Source organism: Alcaligenes sp. GCM10023179, assembly GCF_042653705.1.
Classification (GTDB): domain Bacteria; phylum Pseudomonadota; class Gammaproteobacteria; order Burkholderiales; family Burkholderiaceae_B; genus Alcaligenes; species Alcaligenes phenolicus.
In genome coordinates this window covers 293,014-312,009 of sequence record NZ_JBHSIQ010000002.1, presented here as the reverse complement: position 1 = coordinate 312,009, position 18,996 = coordinate 293,014, and the positions used below count along the sequence as shown (strand labels likewise).

Here is an 18,996-nt window from a genome sequence, read left to right as displayed (position 1 = left end):
GGCTGGAAAGGCGCACCTTAGTGGTGCGCCTTTTTTTGTTCTTGCATCAGACAAGACCAAGCCGTCGTATTGGGGCAGCACGCAGGCCACCGCCTGCACAGTGCAGAAGTTTTCTTCTTTGGAGATCATGTCGTGAAATGGTTCATTCTTGCCTTGTTCATCGTGTGCACGATTGTTGTGCACTTCAGGGGTCGAGTCAGGCACCGGTTTTCTCGCCAGTTGCTGGATCATTCCACCTTCACGGCTCCTCTGAACGTCTTCATGTACGGCTTTTCGGCAGTACCGAACGAACCGTATCTGGATTTGAAACATTTTCCCGAGCTGAACAAGCTGCTGGAGCACTGCGATGAAATCCGTGCCGAGGCCGAGCAGCTATTTGGCGAAGGCCATATCAAGGCCTCGGACAAGTACAACGATGCGGGTTTCAACTCCTTCTTCAAAACCGGCTGGACGCGTTTTTACCTGAAGTGGTATGACGCGGATCATCCTTCGGCACGCGAACTGTGCCCGGTGACGACCAATCTGCTCAAGGACATTCCTTCGATCAAGGCGGCCATGTTCACCTCCTTGCCACCCGGTGCCCGTTTACCGCGTCACCGCGACCCTTATGCGGGTTCGCTGCGCTTTCACATGGGGCTGATGACGCCTAATAGTCCGGATTGTTATATCGAAGTGGACGGCCAGCGCTACCACTGGCGTGATGGCGAGGCCGTGGTGTTTGATGAAACCTTTATTCACTACGCCGAGAACAAAACGGATCAGAACCGCATTATTTTGTTTGCGGACGTAGAGCGCCCCATGCGTTACCGCTGGGCACAGGCGATCAATCACGCAGTAGGTGGTTTCTTGCTGCGCGCCGCTGCCGCTCCTAACCAGGAAGGCGACCGCACGGGTGGTATCAACCGTATTTTCGGTACGGTTTATGCAGTGCGTCGTTTCGGCAAGGCGATCAAGAAAAAGAACGAAACCCTGTACTACATCCTCAAGTGGTTGCTGGTGCTGGGCATTGCTGCCCTGATCTTCCTGTAAAAAGCAGGCAAAGATGCAAACCGTCTTTATCACGGGTGCCAGCAGCGGTCTGGGCAAAGCGCTAGCCCAGGAATACGCCGCTCAAGGTGCTTGCCTGGGTTTGCTGGGCCGGCGTCAGGAAGAACTCCAGGCGCTGGCTGAGAGCTTGCCCGGTGTGCACCGTATCTATGTGGCGGATGTACGTGACAGAGACGCCTTGCATCAAGCGGCCCAGGACTTTTTGCAGTTCACAGGGCAAAAAATTGATGTGGTCATTGCCAGTGCGGGGATTAGCGCTGGCACCTTGACGGAAGAAACCGAGGATTTTTCCGTCTTCAAAGCCATTGTGGATACAAACCTTCTGGCCATGGTGGCGACCTTCGAGCCTTTTATCGGCACCATGAAAGCGGCGGGGAAGGGAACCTTGGTGGGTATTGCCAGCGTGGCGGGTATTCGTGGTCTGCCTGGTGCAGGAGCTTATAGCAGCTCCAAGGCGGCTGTCATTGCCTACTGCGAAAGCTTGCGGCTGGAGCTGTCGCTGTACGGTGTCTCTGTTGTCACCATTACGCCCGGTTATATTCGCACGGCCATGACGGCACAGAATCCTTACTCCATGCCGTTTCTGATGCCTGCTGAGGACTTTGCCCGCAAAGCCCGCAAGACCATCGAGCAGGGCGTGTCCTATCGAGTCATTCCGTGGCAGATGGGAGTTGTCTCTCGCCTGATGCGTCTTTTACCTAATTGGCTGTATGACCGTCTGGCTCGTCAGGCGCCGCGCAAGCCACGACTGAACAAAAAAAGCTGATCATTGCCCCTGTAGCTGATTTTTGAGGCCCTTAATGGCCTCAGCGTGGCTATGCTTATGGCCGCAACCGCAACCGCAACCGCAACCGCAACCGCAATAGTGCCTGTGGCTCTTCCTGGTATAGGGCCGTCGCTATCGTAAGGATAAAGCTTGCGAGCGTGGCGCTGGAGACACTGTCAGGAACTGATGAGGTGAGTCAGGCGGACAGGACTCCGCACAAGTCTCAGGCTGGTTTATCGAACGCTACAGCTAATCCGATCTGCGGATAGCAGCCTGATCATGGCTATGTATGGCTTAGAGTTGCTCGTCCAGTGCCGTATTCAGATGTGGCAACTGCCCCCACTGCGTACAGGTCCAGTTCAAGTCCGCATCAATGCTGAAGAAGTTCAGGCTGGTATTCAGAATTGCGTGAGTGCGCTTGGCATTCAGCGCCTGCTGGTTCAGCTTGCGCCAAACCATATCAATGACACCGCCATGGGCAAAGACCAGCAGGTTTTTGCCCGTATTGTCCTGCGCCAGCGCCTCAAAGCAGCTCAGAACCCGTGTTTGAAACTGACGCAGTGATTCGCCGCCCTCTACGGCATAATCGATATCGACGGTATCGTCGGGCTGATCCGGGCCATGACGGCCTGCCGCATCCCAGGCTTGACCTTCCAGCTTGCCAAAGCCACGCTCGCGCAGTCCCTGGATTTGCTGGATTTCAATATCCCAATGCTGACAGGCAATTGCCGCTGTTTCCGAGGCACGTTGCAGATCGCTGCTGATGACGGCATCCACAGGCATGTGAAACGCCGGGGAGCTCAGGTAACTTTGCAGGGCACGGGCCTGTTCGCGGCCGGTCTCGTTCAGCTCTATATCCTGCCAGCCCTGTAAACGGCGTACGGCGTTCCAGGCGGTTTCACCATGGCGGATCAGACAAATAGACGTACTCATGCTGGCGTAATCACTCTGCTAGGGAATCGGACTGCCAAAGGCAGGCTGATTGTCTATTGTAATGGGCCAGTCAAGCACAGGCAGATAGAGGGGGTATATACCGCATATAGCGCGAGCATCGACGTCAAAAGGCAGTTTGAAACCTGTATTGGCTGGATCCATGTTGGGGTTTACCGCGTACTGCCTTATTTTCAGGTGCCTTGTTGAGTCTTTCACGTTTAAAATCATGCCTCAACGAATCAGCCAGTGCCTCAGGGAGCACTGCGCGACCGTCTGACGAATTGCGCTGTATTTCTTTATTCCTTTTCTGGAACCCTTTATGTCTCAGTCTTACTTCCCGCGTTGGCGCCGAGTGTCCGGCAGCGAACCCGGTGCGGTTGTGCAGCCCGACGAATGTCTGGCCACGCCGCAAAACATTGCCATGGGTGCGCAGCACGTGGTGGCCATGTTCGGCTCCACCATTCTGGCCCCCTTGTTGATGGGCTTTGATCCCAATCTGGCCATCTTGATGTCCGGTATTGGTACGCTGATTTTCTTTGTGTTTGTCGGTGGCCGGGTTCCCAGCTACCTGGGTTCCAGCTTTGCGTTTATTGGTGGTGTGATTGCGGTTACCGGCTATGCCGGTAGCGGCCCGAATCCCAATATTGGCGTGGCCTTGGGGGCCATTATTATCTGTGGTCTGGTCTATACGCTGATCGGTGTTCTGGTCTGGGTGTTCAATGCCCGTACCCAGGGTGGGGCAGCGCGTTTGATCAACCATTGGATGCCTCCGGTTGTTACCGGCTCGATTGTGGCGGTGATTGGCCTGAACCTGGCTCCTATTGCGGCCAAGGGCGCGATGGGTAGCGGCACCTTCGATTCCATGATGGCCTTGATGACCGTGTTGTGCGTGGGTGGTATTGCGGTCTATACCCGTGGGGTGGCTCAGCGTTTGCTGATTCTGGTGGGTTTGGCTCTGGCTTGCGTGTTGTACTGGGTTTTCACCAATGTGATGGGCTACGGCACCCCAATCAACTTTGCGCCGGTTGCTGAAGCTGCCTGGCTGGGTCTGCCCAGCTTTTCTGCGCCTGTGTTCCAGGCTCATGCCATGACCGTGATTGTGCCGGTGGCCATTATTCTGGTGGCCGAGAATCTGGGTCACATCAAGGCGGTTAGCGCCATGACCGGCCAGGATCTGGACGGTTATCTGGGGCGTGCTTTCGTGGGTGATGGCGTGGCGACCATGCTGTCCGGCTCGGTAGGCGGCACTGGTGTGACGACTTACGCTGAGAATATCGGCGTGATGGCCGCTACCCGTATCTACTCGACGCTGGTGTTTGCCTTTGCTGCCGTGATCGCGATTTTCCTGGGCTTTTCGCCCAAGTTTGGTGCCGTGATTCAGTCGATTCCTGGTCCTGTACTCGGTGGCATGTCTATCGTGGTGTTTGGTTTGATCGCTATTGCGGGCGCCCGTATCTGGGTGGTGAACCAGGTGGATTTCAGCGATAACCGCAATTTGCTGGTGGCAGCCGTCACCCTGATTCTGGGGGCTGGTAACTTCTCCTTGCAGTTTGGCGTAATTCGTCTGGACGGCATTGGCTGCGCCACCTTTGGTGCTATTTTGCTGCACGCTTTGTTGCGAGGCCGTCGCCAGAATATGGTGTAGTCGGCCCAAGGCGAATCAAGACTGGCCTGGCTCTGACTAGTTTGGCCCTCAGCCTGTCGCCAGTCTTGACATAGCCTGCTCTAAACCCGTGGCCCTTGAGCTTCTGTTTTTTTACACAGGGGTTTCAGGGGCTTGCTATTTTCAGGCAGTTTGCCGACAATAGATCTCACACCCCGGTTCTTCGCGGGGTTTTTTTCTGCCGCAGAATTTCTCTGTGTCGGAAAAGCCATATTGGGGCAGCCGGCAGGTTTGGCTTGAGCAGTGTGTTTGAATGTACGCTGTAGGGTCAGCAGGACTTTCAAGTCGGCCGATTCAACCTGTTTGATTGTTTGCCCCATCATCGTTATCCCCCTATCTTCCAGGCGCTCCTGCTACGGAGCGTCTTTTACTTGTTGAGCAGGAATACTATGTCTGCGATCCCATTGACTGCGCAGGGCGCACAACGTTTGCAAGTCGAATTACACCGCCTCAAGACGGTGGAACGCCCGGATGTAATTAACGCCATCGCCGAAGCGCGAGCACAAGGCGATTTGTCCGAGAACGCCGAGTATGATGCCGCGCGCGAGCGCCAAGGCTTTATCGAGGGTCGGATTGCCGAATTGGAAGGCACTTTGTCCAATGCCCAGATTATCGAACCGGCCGCGCTGCAGGCGGATGGCCGCATCGTATTTGGTGCTACGGTTGAAATCGAGGACCTGGAGTCCGGCAACACCGTGACTTACCAGATTGTGGGTGACGTCGAGGCCGATATCCGTGCCAACAAGATCTCCATCTCCAGCCCTGTGGCTCGTGCCCTGATCGGCAAGAGCGAAGGTGATGTGGTCGAGGTCAAGGCGCCCGCCGGTATTCGTGAATACGAAATCCTGTCGATCAGTTACGTTTGACCTTGCTTCTGACAGCAGGCTTGCCCTGCTGTTGATTCGAGCACGCAAAAGAAAGGCCCCTGCACATTGTGCGGGGGCCTTATAATTTACGGCAGTTTAGCGTTTGCCCGAACCGCCCAGTCCGCGACGAGCACCTGCCCGCAAGGACATGGCACTGCCAGGACGGTTGGTATTGCTACGGGGCGCGGCAGCAGGTTTGACTGCCGAGAACTTTTGAACACTGCGTGGTGCGGCCGAGGCTTTCTTCTCCTGGGTGCTGCTGCGTTCAGCTTGCATTTCAGCACGGCGAGCACGTTCCGTCTTGCGCGTACGCTGAACACCGGAAGCGGCCAGCTTTTTGGGCGTGTAAGGCTCCGAAGGCTTGCGTACCGCACGGGTAGGTTTTTCAACAGGCGCTCCCAAAACAGGGGGGCGTTCGATATTGGGTCTGTAGATAGTCAGGATTTTGCCCAGATGATGAATAGGGGCAGCATCGAGCGCATCGCAGATTTGTTCTAACATGGTCAGACGAGCCTGACGGTCATCACCGGCCACACGGATCTTGATGAGCTGGTGAGCCTGCAGGTGGACGGTGATTTCCTTGATCACGGCGTCGGTCAGGCCATTGTCTCCAATCAGGACAACTGGGCGCAGAGCGTGAGCAGCAGCACGAAGTTCGCTGCGCTCATGAGGTGTAAGGTTGAGTTTTGGCATAAAGAGATTGTACGGGAATGGCCAAGAAAAAATTCTCTAAAGAGTGGGTTCAGCAGCATATAAATGACCCCTACGTCAAATTGGCGCAACAAAAAGGGTATCGCGCGCGTGCGGCCTTCAAGCTCAGTGAAATATTGGATCTGGAGAAGATTCAGGTTCAGGGCAAGGTGGTGGTGGACCTGGGGTCTACGCCGGGCAGCTGGTCGCAATTGATACGGGAACGCATGGTCGGCCCTGGCGGTGTGCTCAATGGTCGCATTATCGCACTGGATATATTGGAAATGGAACCAATTGCCGGGGTAGAGTTCATGCAAGGCGACTTTCGCGAGGACTCTGTACTGGAGCAATTGCAAGATTCCTTAAAAGGTGCGGCGGTAGACCTTGTGATTTCGGATATGGCCCCCAACTTGTCTGGTGTGGCATCGGCCGATTCCGCCCGCATCCAGCATTTATGCGAGCTGGCACAGGAATTTGCCCTGCAGCATCTGACCGATGAAGGGGTACTGATCGTCAAAGCCTTCCACGGCAGCGGGTTTTCCCAGATCGTGGAGTCTTTCAAGCAGAATTTTGTCAGAGTCGTCGAGCGTAAACCCAAGGCTTCGCGTGATAAATCCTCCGAAACCTTTCTCGTTGCCCGTGGCTTGAAGCGCAGGTAATTTATGACTTGCCGGGCTTTGAATCGGGTAGAATGAACTATGTATGGCGCTTGTTCAGGTATGTGTAAGCATATGGAGCAAGTTATCGCAATCGCAGGAGATTGGCTTTGAACAATTCGTTTTCCAAAGTCGCGATCTGGATGGTTATTGCGCTGGTGCTGTTTACTGTTTTCAAGCAGTTTGACGGCCGGCCACCAGCCACTGATGGCGTCACTTACACACAATTCATGAATGATGCCCGCTCCGGCCGCATCAGCAAGGTGGATATTCAGGGCGATACCCTGCATGTCACGCCGGATTCTGGCCGCAGCTACTCGCTGACGTCCCCCGGTGACCTGTGGATGGTGCCTGAACTGGTGAAATCCGGTGTGCAGGTATCGGGTAAAGCCCGTGAAGAGCCTTCCTTCCTGACCAGCCTGTTCATCTCCTGGTTCCCCATGTTGCTCCTGATTGGCGTGTGGGTGTTCTTCATGCGTCAGATGCAAGGTGGCGGCAAGGGCGGGGCATTCAGCTTCGGTAAATCCCGTGCACGTTTGCTGGACGAGAACTCCAACCCTGTTACCTTTGCGGACGTGGCCGGTTGCGACGAAGCCAAGGAAGACGTACAGGAACTGGTGGACTTTCTGCGCGACCCAAGCCGCTTCCAGCGTCTGGGTGGCCGCATTCCACGCGGTATCCTGATGGTTGGCTCGCCGGGTACAGGTAAGACCCTGTTGGCTCGTGCCATTGCTGGCGAAGCCAAAGTGCCTTTCTTCAGCATTTCCGGTTCCGACTTCGTCGAAATGTTTGTGGGTGTGGGTGCTTCCCGCGTACGCGACATGTTCGAGACCGCCAAGAAGCAATCGCCTTGCATCATCTTTATCGACGAAATCGACGCCGTGGGCCGCCAGCGTGGCGCAGGCCTTGGCGGTGGTAACGACGAACGTGAACAGACACTGAACCAGTTGCTGGTCGAGATGGACGGTTTTGAAACCGGCCAAGGCGTACTGGTCATTGCTGCAACCAACCGTCCTGACGTACTGGACCCCGCTTTGCTGCGTCCTGGCCGTTTTGACCGTCAAGTGGTTGTTGGCCTGCCTGACATCCGTGGTCGTGAGCAGATTCTGAAAGTGCACATGCGCAAAGTGCCTTTGGCTCCCAACGTGGACGCTGTGGTGCTGGCTCGTGGTACTCCCGGTTTCTCCGGTGCTGATCTGGCCAACCTGGTCAACGAAGCCGCTTTGTTCGCTGCGCGCCGTAATGGTCGCACCGTGGATATGCAGGACTTCGAGCGCGCCAAGGACAAGATCATCATGGGTGCAGAACGTCGCACCATGATCATGCCCGAGGAAGAGCGTCGCAACACCGCTTACCACGAAGCCGGTCACGCCTTGGTAGCTTGCATGCTGCCCAAGACGGACCCGGTTCACAAAGTCACCATCATTCCTCGTGGTCGTGCTTTGGGTGTCACCATGCAGTTGCCGGAAGGCGATCGCTACAGCATGGACAAAGAGCGCCTGTTGAACATGATCGCCGTGCTGTTCGGTGGTCGTATCGCTGAAGAAGTGTTCATGAATCAAATGACCACGGGCGCATCGAACGACTTTGAACGTGCCACGCAAATTGCGCGTGACATCGTAACTCGCTACGGTATGACAGACTCTCTGGGGCCTGTTGTGTACGCCGAGAACGAAGGCGAAGTGTTCCTGGGTCGCAGCGTCACCAAAACCACCCATGTGTCCGAAGCCACCATGCAGAAAGTGGACTTCGAAATCCGCAAGATTATCGACGAACAGTACGCGGTTGCCCGCAAGCTGATCGAAGACAATATGGACAAGATGCATGCCATGGCCAAGGCCTTGCTGGAGTGGGAAACCATTGATGCCGACCAGATCGACGACATCATGAAAGGTTTGCCACCACGGGCTCCACACGTGCCCAACAGCAATGACAACACACCCTCCGATGGCTCCACGCCACCAGCCGCTGGTCCTCGCCCAGCCGATGACAAGGGTGCCGCGGCGACAACGCCGGTTGCTTAACTTACAACATAGGCCATGCCTATTTCATGAATTACCCTGAGTGGTCTTGTGGGCGCTTCCAGTTTGGGCTGGAGCGCCCTTTGGTTATGGGGATTGTGAATGTCACCCCAGACTCCTTTTATGACGGCAACGCACACAATGATTTGCCTCGGGCGCTGGACCACGCCCGTCAATTAATCGCCGAAGGCGCAGACATTCTGGATATTGGTGGCGAGTCGACTCGTCCCGGTGCCGAACCCGTTTCCCTGGAACAAGAGCTTGAGCGTGTCATCCCTCTGATCGAGGGCTTGCGCGACAGCGGTGTGGCCTTGTCGGTGGATACGTTCAAGCCTGAGGTCATGCGCGCCAGCCTGGCGGCCGGTGCAGACATGATCAATGACATCTATGCCTTGCGCATGCCCGGTGCCCTCGAGGCCGTCAAGGACTCCAATTGCGGTCTGTGCATCATGCACATGCAAGGTGAGCCCCGGACCATGCAAGAGCAGGTTCACTACGATGATGTGGTCGTTGATGTACGTCATTTTTTGCAACAACGATGTGACGCCATAGTGAGCGCAGGCATTCAATCCGAGCGTATCATGCTGGATCCCGGCTTTGGCTTCGGTAAAACAGCGGCACATAATTATCAGTTGCTACGGGATTTGCAGCAGGCGGCAGTGCCTGGTTACCCCTGGTTGATCGGCTTGTCGCGCAAATCCATGATTGGCCATGTCACGGGGAAACCCGCCAGTGAGCGTTTGATTGGCAGTCTATCGGCAGCCCTTGCCTGCGTGGCACGGGGCGCAAAAATTGTCCGTGTCCATGATGTAGCCGCCACGCGCGAAGCGCTGGATGTGTGGAACGCGGTTGAATGTGGAGTCTCTGAATGAGCGATCGTAAGTATTTCGGCACCGATGGTGTCCGCGGTGAAGTAGGTGGCCCAACGATTAACCCGGAGTTCGCTTTGCGCCTGGGTTACGCTGCCGGGCAGGTTCTGGCTGCCCAGTATGAAGGTACAGGCCGCCCCACCGTGGTGATTGGCAAGGACACCCGTATTTCTGGCTACATGCTGGAATCGGCGCTGGAAGCCGGTTTGTCGGCCGCCGGGATTGATGTATTGCTGGCTGGCCCTGTGCCTACGCCCGCTGTGGCCTATTTGACGCGTACGCTGCGCCTGACGGCCGGTATCGTGATCTCTGCCTCGCACAACCCGTATTACGACAACGGTATCAAGTTCTTTTCCGCACAGGGCACCAAGCTGCCTGACGAGATCGAGCTGAAAATCGAGCAAGCCATTGACCAGCCCATGCACTGGGTGAAGTCCGAGTCCCTGGGCCGCGCCCGTCGTCTGGCTGACTCGGCTGGTCGTTATATTGAATTTTGCAAGAGTGCCTTCCCGAATGACTTGAACCTGAACGGGCTCAAGATTGTTGTGGATGCCGCTCATGGCGCGGCTTACAACATCGCTCCGCACGTGTTCCGCGAATTGGGTGCCGAAGTGGTTGCCGTGGGTGTTCAACCTGATGGGTTCAACATCAATCAGGAAGTGGGCGCGACTTATCCCGAGAAGCTGGCCGAAGAAGTACGCAAGCACGGCGCAGATTTGGGTATTGCGTTGGATGGTGACGCAGATCGTCTGCAAATGGTCGATTCCCAGGGACGCATTTACAATGGCGATGAACTATTGTATCTAATTGTTGCTGATCATCTGCAGACCCAGCCTGTAAAAGGCGTGGTTGGCACGCTGATGACCAACCTGGGTTTCGAGAAGAAAATGCAGGAATTGGGCGTGGAGTTTGCCCGCGCCAAAGTGGGCGACCGCTACGTGCTGGAATTGATGCAGCAAAACGGCTGGGTGTTCGGTGGCGAAAGCTCCGGTCACCTGCTGTGCCTGGACTGGCACACCACAGGCGATGGTATTATTGCCGCCTTGCAAGTGCTGACCGCCCTGTGCCATAGCGGCAAGAGCCTGCCAGAACTGATGGAAGGCCTGAAGATGTACCCGCAAATTATGGTTAACGTGCCATTGCAAGCGGGCCAGGACTGGAAAAACCATGCGGGTTTGCAACAGGCAACCCGTGAAGTGGAGCAAATGTTGGGCGACCGTGGGCGAGTGCTTATTCGTGCATCAGGTACGGAACCCAAGCTGCGCTTGATGGTGGAAGCAGAACAAGCCGATCTGGCTCAAGCAGGCATCGATACCTTGCTTGCAGTGGATTTAATGAAATAGTAATGTGGCTATCAAATACCTGAAACATTGTTTGTGCATGATGCACGAAAGTGTTTGGAGTCATCACGATGCTAAATCTTGAGCGCGAACGTACTGAAGTGGATTGGGCGAATACTTGGGCAGGTCATACCGTTGGAGGCCTGGCCTTGCGCCTGGCTCGTACCCAGGCTGAGCTTGAATGCCTTCAGCGCTTGCGTTTTCAGGTTTTCACCCAGGAAATGAATGCCGTCTTTCCAGACCAGCACAATGGTCTGGATATAGACCGCTTCGACCCCTGGTGCGAGCATTTCATGGTTACCGAACCCGAAGAAAACCGGGTTGTAGGAACCTACCGCTTGCTGACCCCTGAAAATGCCAATAAAGCGGGCGGCTATTACTCAGAGTCCGAATTCGATATCAGCGCCCTGGATGCGCTGCGCCCCAGCCTGGTTGAGGTTGGGCGCTCCTGCATCCATCCCGACTACCGTAATGGCTCGGCCATCATGATGCTGTGGGGTGGCATTGCTGCCCTGACGCGTGTAGGCGGTTACCGTTACCTTCTGGGTTGTGCCAGTGTCAGTTTGCGTGACGATGGCGTCACCGCCGCCGAAGTCTGGCGTGTGGCCCAAAAGTCCATGCAGGACAATAAGCACATTCCGCATGTGCAGCCCTTGAATCGCTATCCGGTTGAACGACTGAACAGCGATTTGCCAGCGCGCATTCCACCGCTGATCAAAGGTTACCTGAAGCTGGGGGCCACGATTTGTGGGGAGCCTGCCTGGGATCCGGACTTCAATACGGCAGACTTTCCTGTCCTGCTGGATCTGGAAGCCATGGACGAGCGCTATAAACGTCACTTTGGCCTGGTCTGATTGCGTACTGCTCAGGCCTGAACAAGTCGGGCCTGAATAGGGCCTGCGAATAAAAAGAACCCCCGAAAGTTGGATGGCAATCCAACTTTCGGGGGTTTTTTAGGTTCTGATGATCTGCTTGGTTTGGCTTGGTTTGGCTTGGCTTGGCTGGCTTTGGCGCTGTCAATGAGCGGCTCGGCCAGCTAGCGTCAGCCATACTCCAATCAACGGGCCTGTCAGCAAGGCTATCGGGGCTGTAAGCTGGGTGGAGTGTTTTTCAACAGGCCCACCTGGCCGCTACACGTCCAGCAGGCCTTGTCAGACCAGCTCCAGGCTCAAATCATTGATATCGCTTTGCCAAGCCTGTACTTCAGCCAGCAAGGAGGCCTGGGATAGGGGATGGCTGGCCATCCATTCGTGATCCAGATGAATCATGACGGTTTTGCCACGCGCTTGCAGGCTCAGCGGCAAGGTTTCCCTGTCCTCGCGACGGCGCATCAGCATGACGGCCAGACGCAGGCTCAGCAATGTCAGCCACCAGGCGTTATTGGACTCAAAGCGCTTGAGCTTGCCCAGCTTGCCCTGGTGACCCAGGCTCAGGAAGCTCAACAAGGCTTGGTCGTCGTTGGAAAAACCGGGCATATCGGCATGTTCCAGCACGTAGGCCGTGTGCTTGTGGTAATCCGCATGTGCAATGCTCAGGCCCACTTCATGAAGATCGGCGGCCCAGCCCAATTGACGCTGCAGTTCCTGCACTTCAGGGGTGTCGGGCAGCTTCAGTTGTGCGAAGAACTTCATCGCCGCATCGTGCACACGATGGGCCTGGCGTGTGTCGACCTGATAGCGCTTCATCATTTGCTGAACGGTCTGGTCACGCTGATCGTGTTCCGATTCGCGCCCCAGCATGTCGTACAGAACACCCACACGCAGTGCGCCTTCACCAGGCAGTATCTGGCGAATCTTCAGCTCCTGGAAGGCGGCCATCATAATGGCCAGACCTGCCGCCAGCACGGGCGCGCGGTGAGGCTTGATACCGCTCAGATTGCGTGTGTCCACCTTGCCATCGTGTACCAGGCGTTTGCGCAGCAATTCCATGCCTTCCAGGGTGATCCCCTTTTTGGACATGCCGTTCTCTTGCAGGATGGCGATCAGACCCTTGGCGGTTCCGGAGGAGCCATACGCTTCCTGCCAGCCCGTTTTGCGGTATTGGCGCGTAATTCCTTCCAGTTCGCGACGAGCCGTCAGAATCGCATTGCTCATGCGCTCTTCGGTGATCACGCCATCGGAGAAAAATTTGTCGGTATAGCTGACACAGCCCATGTAGAGCGAGGACAGCAGCAGAGGTTTGAGGCCCTTGCCAATAATGACTTCGGTCGAACCACCGCCGATGTCGATCATCAGACGGCGATTGGGGGAGGGGGGCAGCTCGTTGCTGATCCCCGAGAAAATCAGGCGGGCTTCCTCGTGGCCGGAGATGACCTCGATAGGAAAGCCAAAGGCTGCCTCGGCAGCCGGCAGAACCTCGCTTAAATTGCGTGCCACCCGGAAGGTATTGGTGGCCACAGCGCGAACGCGATTGGGGTGAAAACCGGCCAGACGTTCGTTGAAGCGTTTCAGAATGACTACGGCGCGTTCAATGGCATCGGGACTGATGTATTTGTCGGGACCCATGCCAGCGGCGAGTCGGACGGATTCATTCAGGCGGTCAATGGTGTAGATCTGGGCATGACCGTTGTGCTGAACCACTCGTCCAATGGATAAACGAAAGCTGTTGGAGCCCAGGTCCACAGCGGCAAGAAGTTGTTCCATGAGGCATCGCTCGGGATGATTACTGTGCGATTATAAGGACATTAATCATGGGTTTTGTTACATAAACCGGAAAATTAAGAAAAGTTAGACGAAAGCATCTTGGGAAAGGCGATGTGATATTTGCGCTCCTGCCAGGCAGAGCTGTTTTAGACTTGAATTGCTACGGGTCATAGAGCTGTAACATTCATGTAGTAAAAGTCTCACGATCCCATTTTCTTTGGCTTTTTAACGACCTCACCATGCTGCCTTCTCCAGATTCAACCTTGCTAAACCGTGAGTTGTCCTTGCTCAAGTTCAATGAGCGAGTGCTGGCCATGGCCGAAAATTCGACCACGCCTTTGCTGGAGCGCTTGCGCTACATCTGTATCGTGAGCTCTAACCTGGATGAATTCTTTGAAATTCGTATTTCCAGTCTGAAAGAACAGATCTTGCAAAATCCTCATCAAGTGGGGGATGACGGGTTTTTGCCTCAACAAGCGTTTGACAAGGTGCAGGCTGCGGCTCACCAATTGGTCGAGAAACAAAACGACTTGCTGATGGACGAGGTCTTGCCGACCTTGATGGATGAAGGCATAGGGCTGCTGCTGACCGCGCTATGGACACCTGCTCAGCGTGAGTGGGCGTATCAAACCTTTTTGCGTGACGTTATGCCTTTGCTCACGCCTATTGGTCTGGACCCGGCGCATCCCTTTCCGCGCGTCTACAACAAAAGCCTGAACTACATTGTTGAGCTGAGCGGTGAAGATGCCTTCGCCCGTACCGGCACGATTGCCATTGTGCAGGCACCCCGTGCCTTGCCACGCGTGATTCGTGTGCCAGACGATATCGCCGGCATTCCCCAGGGTTATATGCTGCTGACCTCCCTGATCAGCGTATTTGTGGGCGAGCTTTTTCCCGGCATGGACGTAAAGGGCTGCTATCAGTGGCGTGTTACCCGTAATAGCGATCTGTTTGTGGACGAGGAAGAAGTCACCAACTTGCGCGCCGCCTTGCAGGGCGAGCTGTCGCAACGTAACTTTGGTGCGGCCGTACGTCTGGAAATTGACCGTTCCATGCCCGAGCGCCTGGAGCGCTTTTTGCAAAGCGAGTTTTCGCTGAATGTGCCAGATACTTATCGCGTCAGCGGCCCGGTCAATCTGACGCGTCTGATGCAGCTGTGTAATGTGCCAGACCGTCCGGATCTTCTGTTCCCGGATTACCGTGCGCCTATTCCGGCGCCGTTTGATTCTTCATTTGAATCCCCCGCACAGTTTTTTGAGGCGATTTCCCGCAAAGACCAACTGCTGCACCATCCGTATCAGTCCTTCCAGCCCGTCTTGAGCTTCTTGCGTGCCGCAGCGGCGGACCCGGCCGTCGTCGGTATCAAGCAGACGATTTACCGTACTGGTGAAGATTCGGAGTTGATGAATATCCTCCTGTCGGCGGCGCGTGCTGGCAAAGAGGTAACGGTGGTGGTGGAGCTGATGGCTCGTTTTGACGAACAGACCAACATCAATTGGGCTGCCAAGCTGGAAGAGGTGGGAGCACACGTCAGTTACGGGGTGGTGGGTCACAAGACCCACGCCAAGATGGCCCTGGTGTTGCGTCGTGAAGGGGGGGCGATCCGGCGTTATGGCCATTTGGGTACGGGTAACTATCACCCGCGCACTGCTCGCCTGTACACGGACTTTGGCCTGATTACCGCTAATCAGGAAATTTGCGAGGACATGGACAAGGTGTTTTCCATGCTGACCGGGCTGGGTGCCTGGAGGCCCCTGAAGCGCTTGCTGCAGTCGCCGTTCACCTTGCATGACAGCATGATGGATCGCATCCAGGCGGAAACCGAGCGCGCCCTGGCAGGCAAGAAAGCCCGCATCATGGCCAAGATGAACTCGCTGCTGGAGCCCAAGATCATTCAGGCGCTTTATGATGCAAGCCAGGCCGGAGTCAGGGTAGACCTGATCGTGCGTGGTGCTTGCGCCTTGCGTCCGGGGGTCAAGGGTTTGTCGGAGAACATCCAGGTGCGTTCAATCATCGGACGCTTTCTGGAGCACTCGCGTGTTTTCTATTTCTACAATGGCGGTCAGGAAGAGGTCTTTATTTCCTCGGCCGACTGGATGGACCGGAACTTCTTTCGTCGTGTGGAGCTGGGTGTGCCAGTGCTGGACCGCAGCCTGAAAAAGCGGGTCATTGCCGAAGCCTTCACTTATGCCTTGCGTGACAACCAGTTGTCCTGGAAGGCCAATCCGGATGGCACTTATAACCGCATCCGCAGTCGCGGTGCCCCGTTCAATCTGCATCTGAGCATGATGCAGCGCTTGGGCGGTGTGTGAAATACAGACTGTCATGAACGTGTCATATAGTCTGTTTACTATGACGACACATACAGGGTGGGCCTGTGATCTGACTATCATCAAGAGGATTTCTCGATGTTAAAACGTGTATTCAACAAGGTAAGTATTGCTCTGGCGTTCAGCGCTTTTGCGGCTACTGCCACAGCTGCAGACGTAACCGGTGCTGGTGCGTCGTTCCCTTACCCAATCTATGCCAAATGGGCGGCTGAATACGCCAAACAAACGAATAACCGCGTCAACTACCAGTCGATTGGTTCGGGTGGTGGTCAGCAGCAGATTATTGCCAAGACCGTGGATTTCGGTGCTTCGGACGACCCAATGAAGGTCGAAACACTGGAAAAAGAAAACCTGTTGCAGTTCCCCGCCGTGATCGGTGGTGTGGTGCCTGTGATCAACGTCGAAGGCATTGAGCCTGGCAAGCTGAAACTGTCCGGTAAAGTACTGGGCGATATCTACCTGGCCAAGATCACCAAGTGGGACGATGCAGCCATCAAGGAACTGAACCCCGATTTGACCTTGCCTAACAAGGACATCGTGGTGGTTCACCGCTCCGACGGTTCGGGCACCACTTTCGGTTGGACCAACTATCTGTCCAAAGTGTCCCCGGACTGGAAGTCCCAGGTTGGTGAAGGCAAGGCTGTGAAGTGGCCTACCGGTCAAGGTGGCAAGGGTAACGAAGGCGTGGCTGCTTACGTACGCCAGCTGCAGAACTCGATCGGCTACGTTGAATACGCTTACGCCAAGCAAAACAAACTGTCCTGGACCCAGTTGCAGAACAAGGACGGCCAATTCGTCCAGCCTGGTCAGGAAAGCTTTGCTGCCGCCGCTGCCAACGCAGACTGGGCCGGTACGCCTGGCATGGGTGTGATTCTGACCGAAGAGCCTGGCGCAAAATCCTGGCCTATCACTTCGGCTACCTTCATCCTGATGCACAAGGTCCAGGACAAGCCCGAGAACGGTAAAGAAGTGCTGAACTTCTTTAACTGGGCCTTCGAGAACGGTGCCAAATCTGCTGAAGAGCTGGATTACGTTGCGTTGCCTAAGGACGTAACCGACCAGATCAAGGCGGCCTGGGCATCGGAGATCAAGTCCAAAGACGGCGCTGCGGTCTGGAAGTAAGATTCGTGTTCAAATACAGGTCAGTTGTAAATTGATCCTGCGAGACGGCCCACCTCTAGGTGGTGCCGTCTTTATTATGTAAAAATTACGGTTTTGTCTTGAACGCACAGCGCGTAGCGTTATCCGGTTTGTTGGGCTGGAGCAGCCTTGGCTGTTACAGAATCTGTGAATCGGTTGCAGTGCGTTCGTCCTATTCCGGCCTGACCCTTCATCTGTCTACATGAAATCAAATCAGAACGCCTTTATGGACGGCATTTTCAAGAACATGACACGCTCGTTTGCGTTTCTCGTGTTCATATTGCTGGCTGCCATCTCTATTTCCCTGATCTATGGAAGCCGGGAATCCATTGCCGAATACGGTTTCTCTTTTCTCTGGACGAATAACTGGGATCCGGTCAATAACGAATATGGCGCATTGGTGCCCATTGCCGGTACCTTGCTGACTTCTTTCATCGCACTCTGTATTGCCGTGCCGGTCTCGTTTGGCATTGCGATGTTCCTGACAGAGCTCTCGCCAGCCTGGTTGCGTCGCCCTCTGGGTACGGCCATTGAAATGCTGGCTGCGATTCCCTCCATTATTTACGGTATGTGGGGCCTGTTTGTTTTTGTGCCCCTGTTCCAGCGCTATGTACAGCCTGGCCTGATCTCCTTTTTTGACGGGGTGCCAGTGCTGGGTCAGATCTTTGCGGGCCCTCCCTTCGGGATTGGTGTGTTCACCGCCGGTCTGATTCTGTCCATTATGGTGATCCCCTTCATTACCGCCGTGATGCGCGACGTGTTCGAGCTGGTGCCTCCCATGCTCAAGGAGTCCGCTTATGGTCTGGGCAGCACGACCTGGGAAGTGATGTGGCGTGTGGTGCTGCCTTTCACCAAGAACGGGGTGATTGGCGGGATCATGTTGGGTCTGGGACGTGCGCTGGGTGAAACCATGGCTGTCACCTTTGTGATTGGTAACTCCTTTAACTTGCCAAGCTCGCTGTTTTCGCCCTCGAACTCGATTGCGTCTGCACTGGCCAACGAGTTTAACGAAGCCGGTGGCATGCAGAAATCCGCCTTGCTGGAGCTGGGTCTGATCCTGTTCCTGATCACCACGGTTGTATTGGCGATCTCCAAGTTGCTCTTGTTGCGTCTGGCCAAGAACGAAGGCACGTCGCGCTAAGGATCACCTACCATGTTTGATAAAAAATCCGCAATTAGTCTGAGCAACCCGATTTACAAACGCAGGCAGGTGTTTAACCGCCTGATGCTGGGTGTGTCTTTTACTGCCTTGATCTTTGGCCTTTTCTGGCTGTTCTGGATCATCTGGACCCTGATCGAAAAGGGCAGCAGTGCCATGGCCTGGTCCCTGCTGTTTGAAAGCACCCCGCCTCCTGGTGGTGAGGGTGGTTTGCTGAACGCCATTGTCGGCAGCGTCATGATGGCTGGCGTCGGTACTCTGATCGGCACACCTATCGGCATTCTGGCCGGCACCTATCTGGCCGAATACGGTCAGCGTGGCTGGCTGGCTCCGGCCACCCGCTTTTTGAACGACGTGCTGTTGTCGGCACCGTCCATCATTATTGGTCTGTTCATCTATGCCGTATACGTGGCACAGGTGGGGCACTACTCGGGTTGGGCCGGTTCCTTGGCTTTGGCTATTTTGGTGATCCCCGTGGTGGTACGTTCCACAGACAATATGTTGATGCTGGTTCCCAACGGTCTGCGCGAAGCCGCGGCGGCTCTGGGCTGCCCCAAGTGGAAGATTGTGATGTCCATCTCCTACCGTGCTGCCTTGCCCGGTATCGTGACGGGCGTTCTGCTGGCTGTGGCTCGTATTGCGGGTGAAACGGCTCCCTTGTTGTTCACCGCCTTGAACAACCAGTTCATGTCCCTGAACATGAACGCGCCGCTGGCCAACTTGCCGGTGGTGATTTTCCAATATGCTGCCAGCCCCTTTGAGGACTGGAACCGTCTGGCCTGGGCAGGTGCGGTGCTGATTACCTTGCTGGTCTTGGGTATCAATATCCTGGCTCGCAGCCTTTTCCGCCAAAAATAACGTTTTCACGGAGCGC

Annotated in this window: 16 protein-coding genes; 13 read left to right on the top strand and 3 right to left on the bottom strand. The window is 55.4% G+C overall.

The genetic code is table 11. The annotated features are described in order from the left end of the window. Nucleotides 1-132 precede the first annotated feature (132 nt). Both lpxO and ACFPDR_RS10800 read left to right on the top strand, forming a co-directional pair. Nucleotides 133-1,029 (top strand): lipid A hydroxylase LpxO, encoded by an 897-nt coding sequence (gene lpxO / locus ACFPDR_RS10805; protein ID WP_026485242.1) that lies wholly within the window; start codon nucleotides 133-135, stop codon nucleotides 1,027-1,029. A gap of 13 nt (nucleotides 1,030-1,042) precedes the next feature. Continuing rightward, on the top strand, nucleotides 1,043-1,813 hold the full coding sequence (locus ACFPDR_RS10800; protein WP_376911120.1) for an SDR family oxidoreductase: 771 nt from the start codon (nucleotides 1,043-1,045) through the stop codon (nucleotides 1,811-1,813). 294 nt (nucleotides 1,814-2,107) lie between these two features. Here ACFPDR_RS10800 and ACFPDR_RS10795 read toward each other — a convergent pair whose 3' ends face one another. Further along, entirely contained in the window at nucleotides 2,108-2,746 is a 639-nt protein-coding gene (locus ACFPDR_RS10795) for a histidine phosphatase family protein (protein WP_376911119.1), read from the bottom strand. Between the two features lie 319 nt (nucleotides 2,747-3,065). On the opposite strand from ACFPDR_RS10795, the gene ACFPDR_RS10790 reads away from it, so the two are divergent. Together ACFPDR_RS10790 and greA are read left to right on the top strand one after the other, a co-directional pair. Continuing rightward, entirely contained in the window at nucleotides 3,066-4,391 is a 1,326-nt protein-coding gene (locus ACFPDR_RS10790; RefSeq protein WP_035270974.1) for a solute carrier family 23 protein, read from the top strand. A 407-nt stretch (nucleotides 4,392-4,798) separates the two neighbouring features. Then, nucleotides 4,799-5,275, top strand: a complete 477-nt coding sequence (gene greA, locus ACFPDR_RS10785; RefSeq protein ID WP_022983494.1) for a transcription elongation factor GreA — start codon at nucleotides 4,799-4,801, stop codon at nucleotides 5,273-5,275. A 96-nt stretch (nucleotides 5,276-5,371) separates the two neighbouring features. Here the strand turns inward: greA and ACFPDR_RS10780 are convergent, their stop codons facing one another. Next, nucleotides 5,372-5,968 (bottom strand): YhbY family RNA-binding protein, encoded by a 597-nt coding sequence (locus ACFPDR_RS10780; protein ID WP_026485246.1) that lies wholly within the window; start codon nucleotides 5,966-5,968, stop codon nucleotides 5,372-5,374. A gap of 17 nt (nucleotides 5,969-5,985) precedes the next feature. Between ACFPDR_RS10780 and ACFPDR_RS10775 the strand changes: the two genes are divergently transcribed. The 5 genes from ACFPDR_RS10775 (at nucleotide 5,986) to ACFPDR_RS10755 (ending at nucleotide 11,705) form a co-directional block, all read left to right on the top strand. Then, nucleotides 5,986-6,624: an RlmE family RNA methyltransferase gene (locus tag ACFPDR_RS10775; RefSeq protein WP_009463090.1), complete on the top strand. Its 639-nt coding sequence runs from the start codon at nucleotides 5,986-5,988 to the stop codon at nucleotides 6,622-6,624. 107 nt (nucleotides 6,625-6,731) lie between these two features. Further along, nucleotides 6,732-8,645 carry an ATP-dependent zinc metalloprotease FtsH gene (gene ftsH, locus ACFPDR_RS10770; protein WP_009463092.1) on the top strand — a complete coding sequence of 638 codons (1,914 nt, stop codon included), beginning with the start codon at nucleotides 6,732-6,734 and terminating at the stop codon, nucleotides 8,643-8,645. A gap of 26 nt (nucleotides 8,646-8,671) precedes the next feature. After that, nucleotides 8,672-9,514 carry a dihydropteroate synthase gene (folP, locus tag ACFPDR_RS10765; RefSeq protein WP_060185653.1) on the top strand — a complete coding sequence of 281 codons (843 nt, stop codon included), beginning with the start codon at nucleotides 8,672-8,674 and terminating at the stop codon, nucleotides 9,512-9,514. After that, nucleotides 9,511-10,854 carry a phosphoglucosamine mutase gene (gene glmM / locus ACFPDR_RS10760; protein WP_009463095.1) on the top strand — a complete coding sequence of 448 codons (1,344 nt, stop codon included), beginning with the start codon at nucleotides 9,511-9,513 and terminating at the stop codon, nucleotides 10,852-10,854. The genes folP and glmM overlap by 4 nt, the downstream gene beginning before the upstream one ends. Before the next feature lie 68 nt (nucleotides 10,855-10,922). After that, complete coding sequence (locus ACFPDR_RS10755; protein WP_009463097.1) at nucleotides 10,923-11,705, top strand: GNAT family N-acetyltransferase; 783 nt, start codon at nucleotides 10,923-10,925, stop codon at nucleotides 11,703-11,705. A 297-nt stretch (nucleotides 11,706-12,002) separates the two neighbouring features. Here the strand turns inward: ACFPDR_RS10755 and ACFPDR_RS10750 are convergent, their stop codons facing one another. Continuing rightward, nucleotides 12,003-13,493, bottom strand: a complete 1,491-nt coding sequence (locus tag ACFPDR_RS10750) for an exopolyphosphatase (RefSeq protein ID WP_376911118.1) — start codon at nucleotides 13,491-13,493, stop codon at nucleotides 12,003-12,005. Nucleotides 13,494-13,732: 239 nt separating this feature from the next. On the opposite strand from ACFPDR_RS10750, the gene ppk1 reads away from it, so the two are divergent. The 4 genes from ppk1 to pstA all read left to right on the top strand — a co-directional run bounded on the left by ppk1 (nucleotide 13,733) and on the right by pstA (nucleotide 18,980). Beyond that, nucleotides 13,733-15,805: a polyphosphate kinase 1 gene (gene ppk1 / locus ACFPDR_RS10745; protein ID WP_371477950.1), complete on the top strand. Its 2,073-nt coding sequence runs from the start codon at nucleotides 13,733-13,735 to the stop codon at nucleotides 15,803-15,805. 96 nt (nucleotides 15,806-15,901) lie between these two features. Next, nucleotides 15,902-16,945 (top strand): phosphate ABC transporter substrate-binding protein PstS, encoded by a 1,044-nt coding sequence (pstS, locus tag ACFPDR_RS10740; RefSeq protein WP_026485252.1) that lies wholly within the window; start codon nucleotides 15,902-15,904, stop codon nucleotides 16,943-16,945. 220 nt (nucleotides 16,946-17,165) lie between these two features. Next, entirely contained in the window at nucleotides 17,166-18,104 is a 939-nt protein-coding gene (pstC, locus tag ACFPDR_RS10735) for a phosphate ABC transporter permease subunit PstC (protein WP_026485253.1), read from the top strand. Nucleotides 18,105-18,116: 12 nt separating this feature from the next. Continuing rightward, nucleotides 18,117-18,980 (top strand): phosphate ABC transporter permease PstA, encoded by an 864-nt coding sequence (gene pstA / locus ACFPDR_RS10730; RefSeq protein WP_022983498.1) that lies wholly within the window; start codon nucleotides 18,117-18,119, stop codon nucleotides 18,978-18,980. The last annotated feature ends 16 nt before the right edge of the window (nucleotides 18,981-18,996 follow it).

Coding starts and splice junctions, on each gene's coding strand:
- ACFPDR_RS10800 (WP_376911120.1), top strand. CDS start 1,043: ATGCAAACCGTCTTTATCACGGGTGCCAGCAGCGGTCTGGGCAAAGCG.
- glmM (WP_009463095.1), top strand. CDS start 9,511: ATGAGCGATCGTAAGTATTTCGGCACCGATGGTGTCCGCGGTGAAGTA.
- greA (WP_022983494.1), top strand. CDS start 4,799: ATGTCTGCGATCCCATTGACTGCGCAGGGCGCACAACGTTTGCAAGTC.
- ppk1 (WP_371477950.1), top strand. CDS start 13,733: ATGCTGCCTTCTCCAGATTCAACCTTGCTAAACCGTGAGTTGTCCTTG.
- folP (WP_060185653.1), top strand. CDS start 8,672: ATGAATTACCCTGAGTGGTCTTGTGGGCGCTTCCAGTTTGGGCTGGAG.
- ACFPDR_RS10755 (WP_009463097.1), top strand. CDS start 10,923: ATGCTAAATCTTGAGCGCGAACGTACTGAAGTGGATTGGGCGAATACT.
- ACFPDR_RS10750 (WP_376911118.1), bottom strand. CDS start 13,493: ATGGAACAACTTCTTGCCGCTGTGGACCTGGGCTCCAACAGCTTTCGT.
- ACFPDR_RS10775 (WP_009463090.1), top strand. CDS start 5,986: ATGGCCAAGAAAAAATTCTCTAAAGAGTGGGTTCAGCAGCATATAAAT.
- pstS (WP_026485252.1), top strand. CDS start 15,902: ATGTTAAAACGTGTATTCAACAAGGTAAGTATTGCTCTGGCGTTCAGC.
- ACFPDR_RS10795 (WP_376911119.1), bottom strand. CDS start 2,746: ATGAGTACGTCTATTTGTCTGATCCGCCATGGTGAAACCGCCTGGAAC.
- pstA (WP_022983498.1), top strand. CDS start 18,117: ATGTTTGATAAAAAATCCGCAATTAGTCTGAGCAACCCGATTTACAAA.
- ACFPDR_RS10780 (WP_026485246.1), bottom strand. CDS start 5,968: ATGCCAAAACTCAACCTTACACCTCATGAGCGCAGCGAACTTCGTGCT.
- pstC (WP_026485253.1), top strand. CDS start 17,166: ATGAAATCAAATCAGAACGCCTTTATGGACGGCATTTTCAAGAACATG.
- ACFPDR_RS10790 (WP_035270974.1), top strand. CDS start 3,066: ATGTCTCAGTCTTACTTCCCGCGTTGGCGCCGAGTGTCCGGCAGCGAA.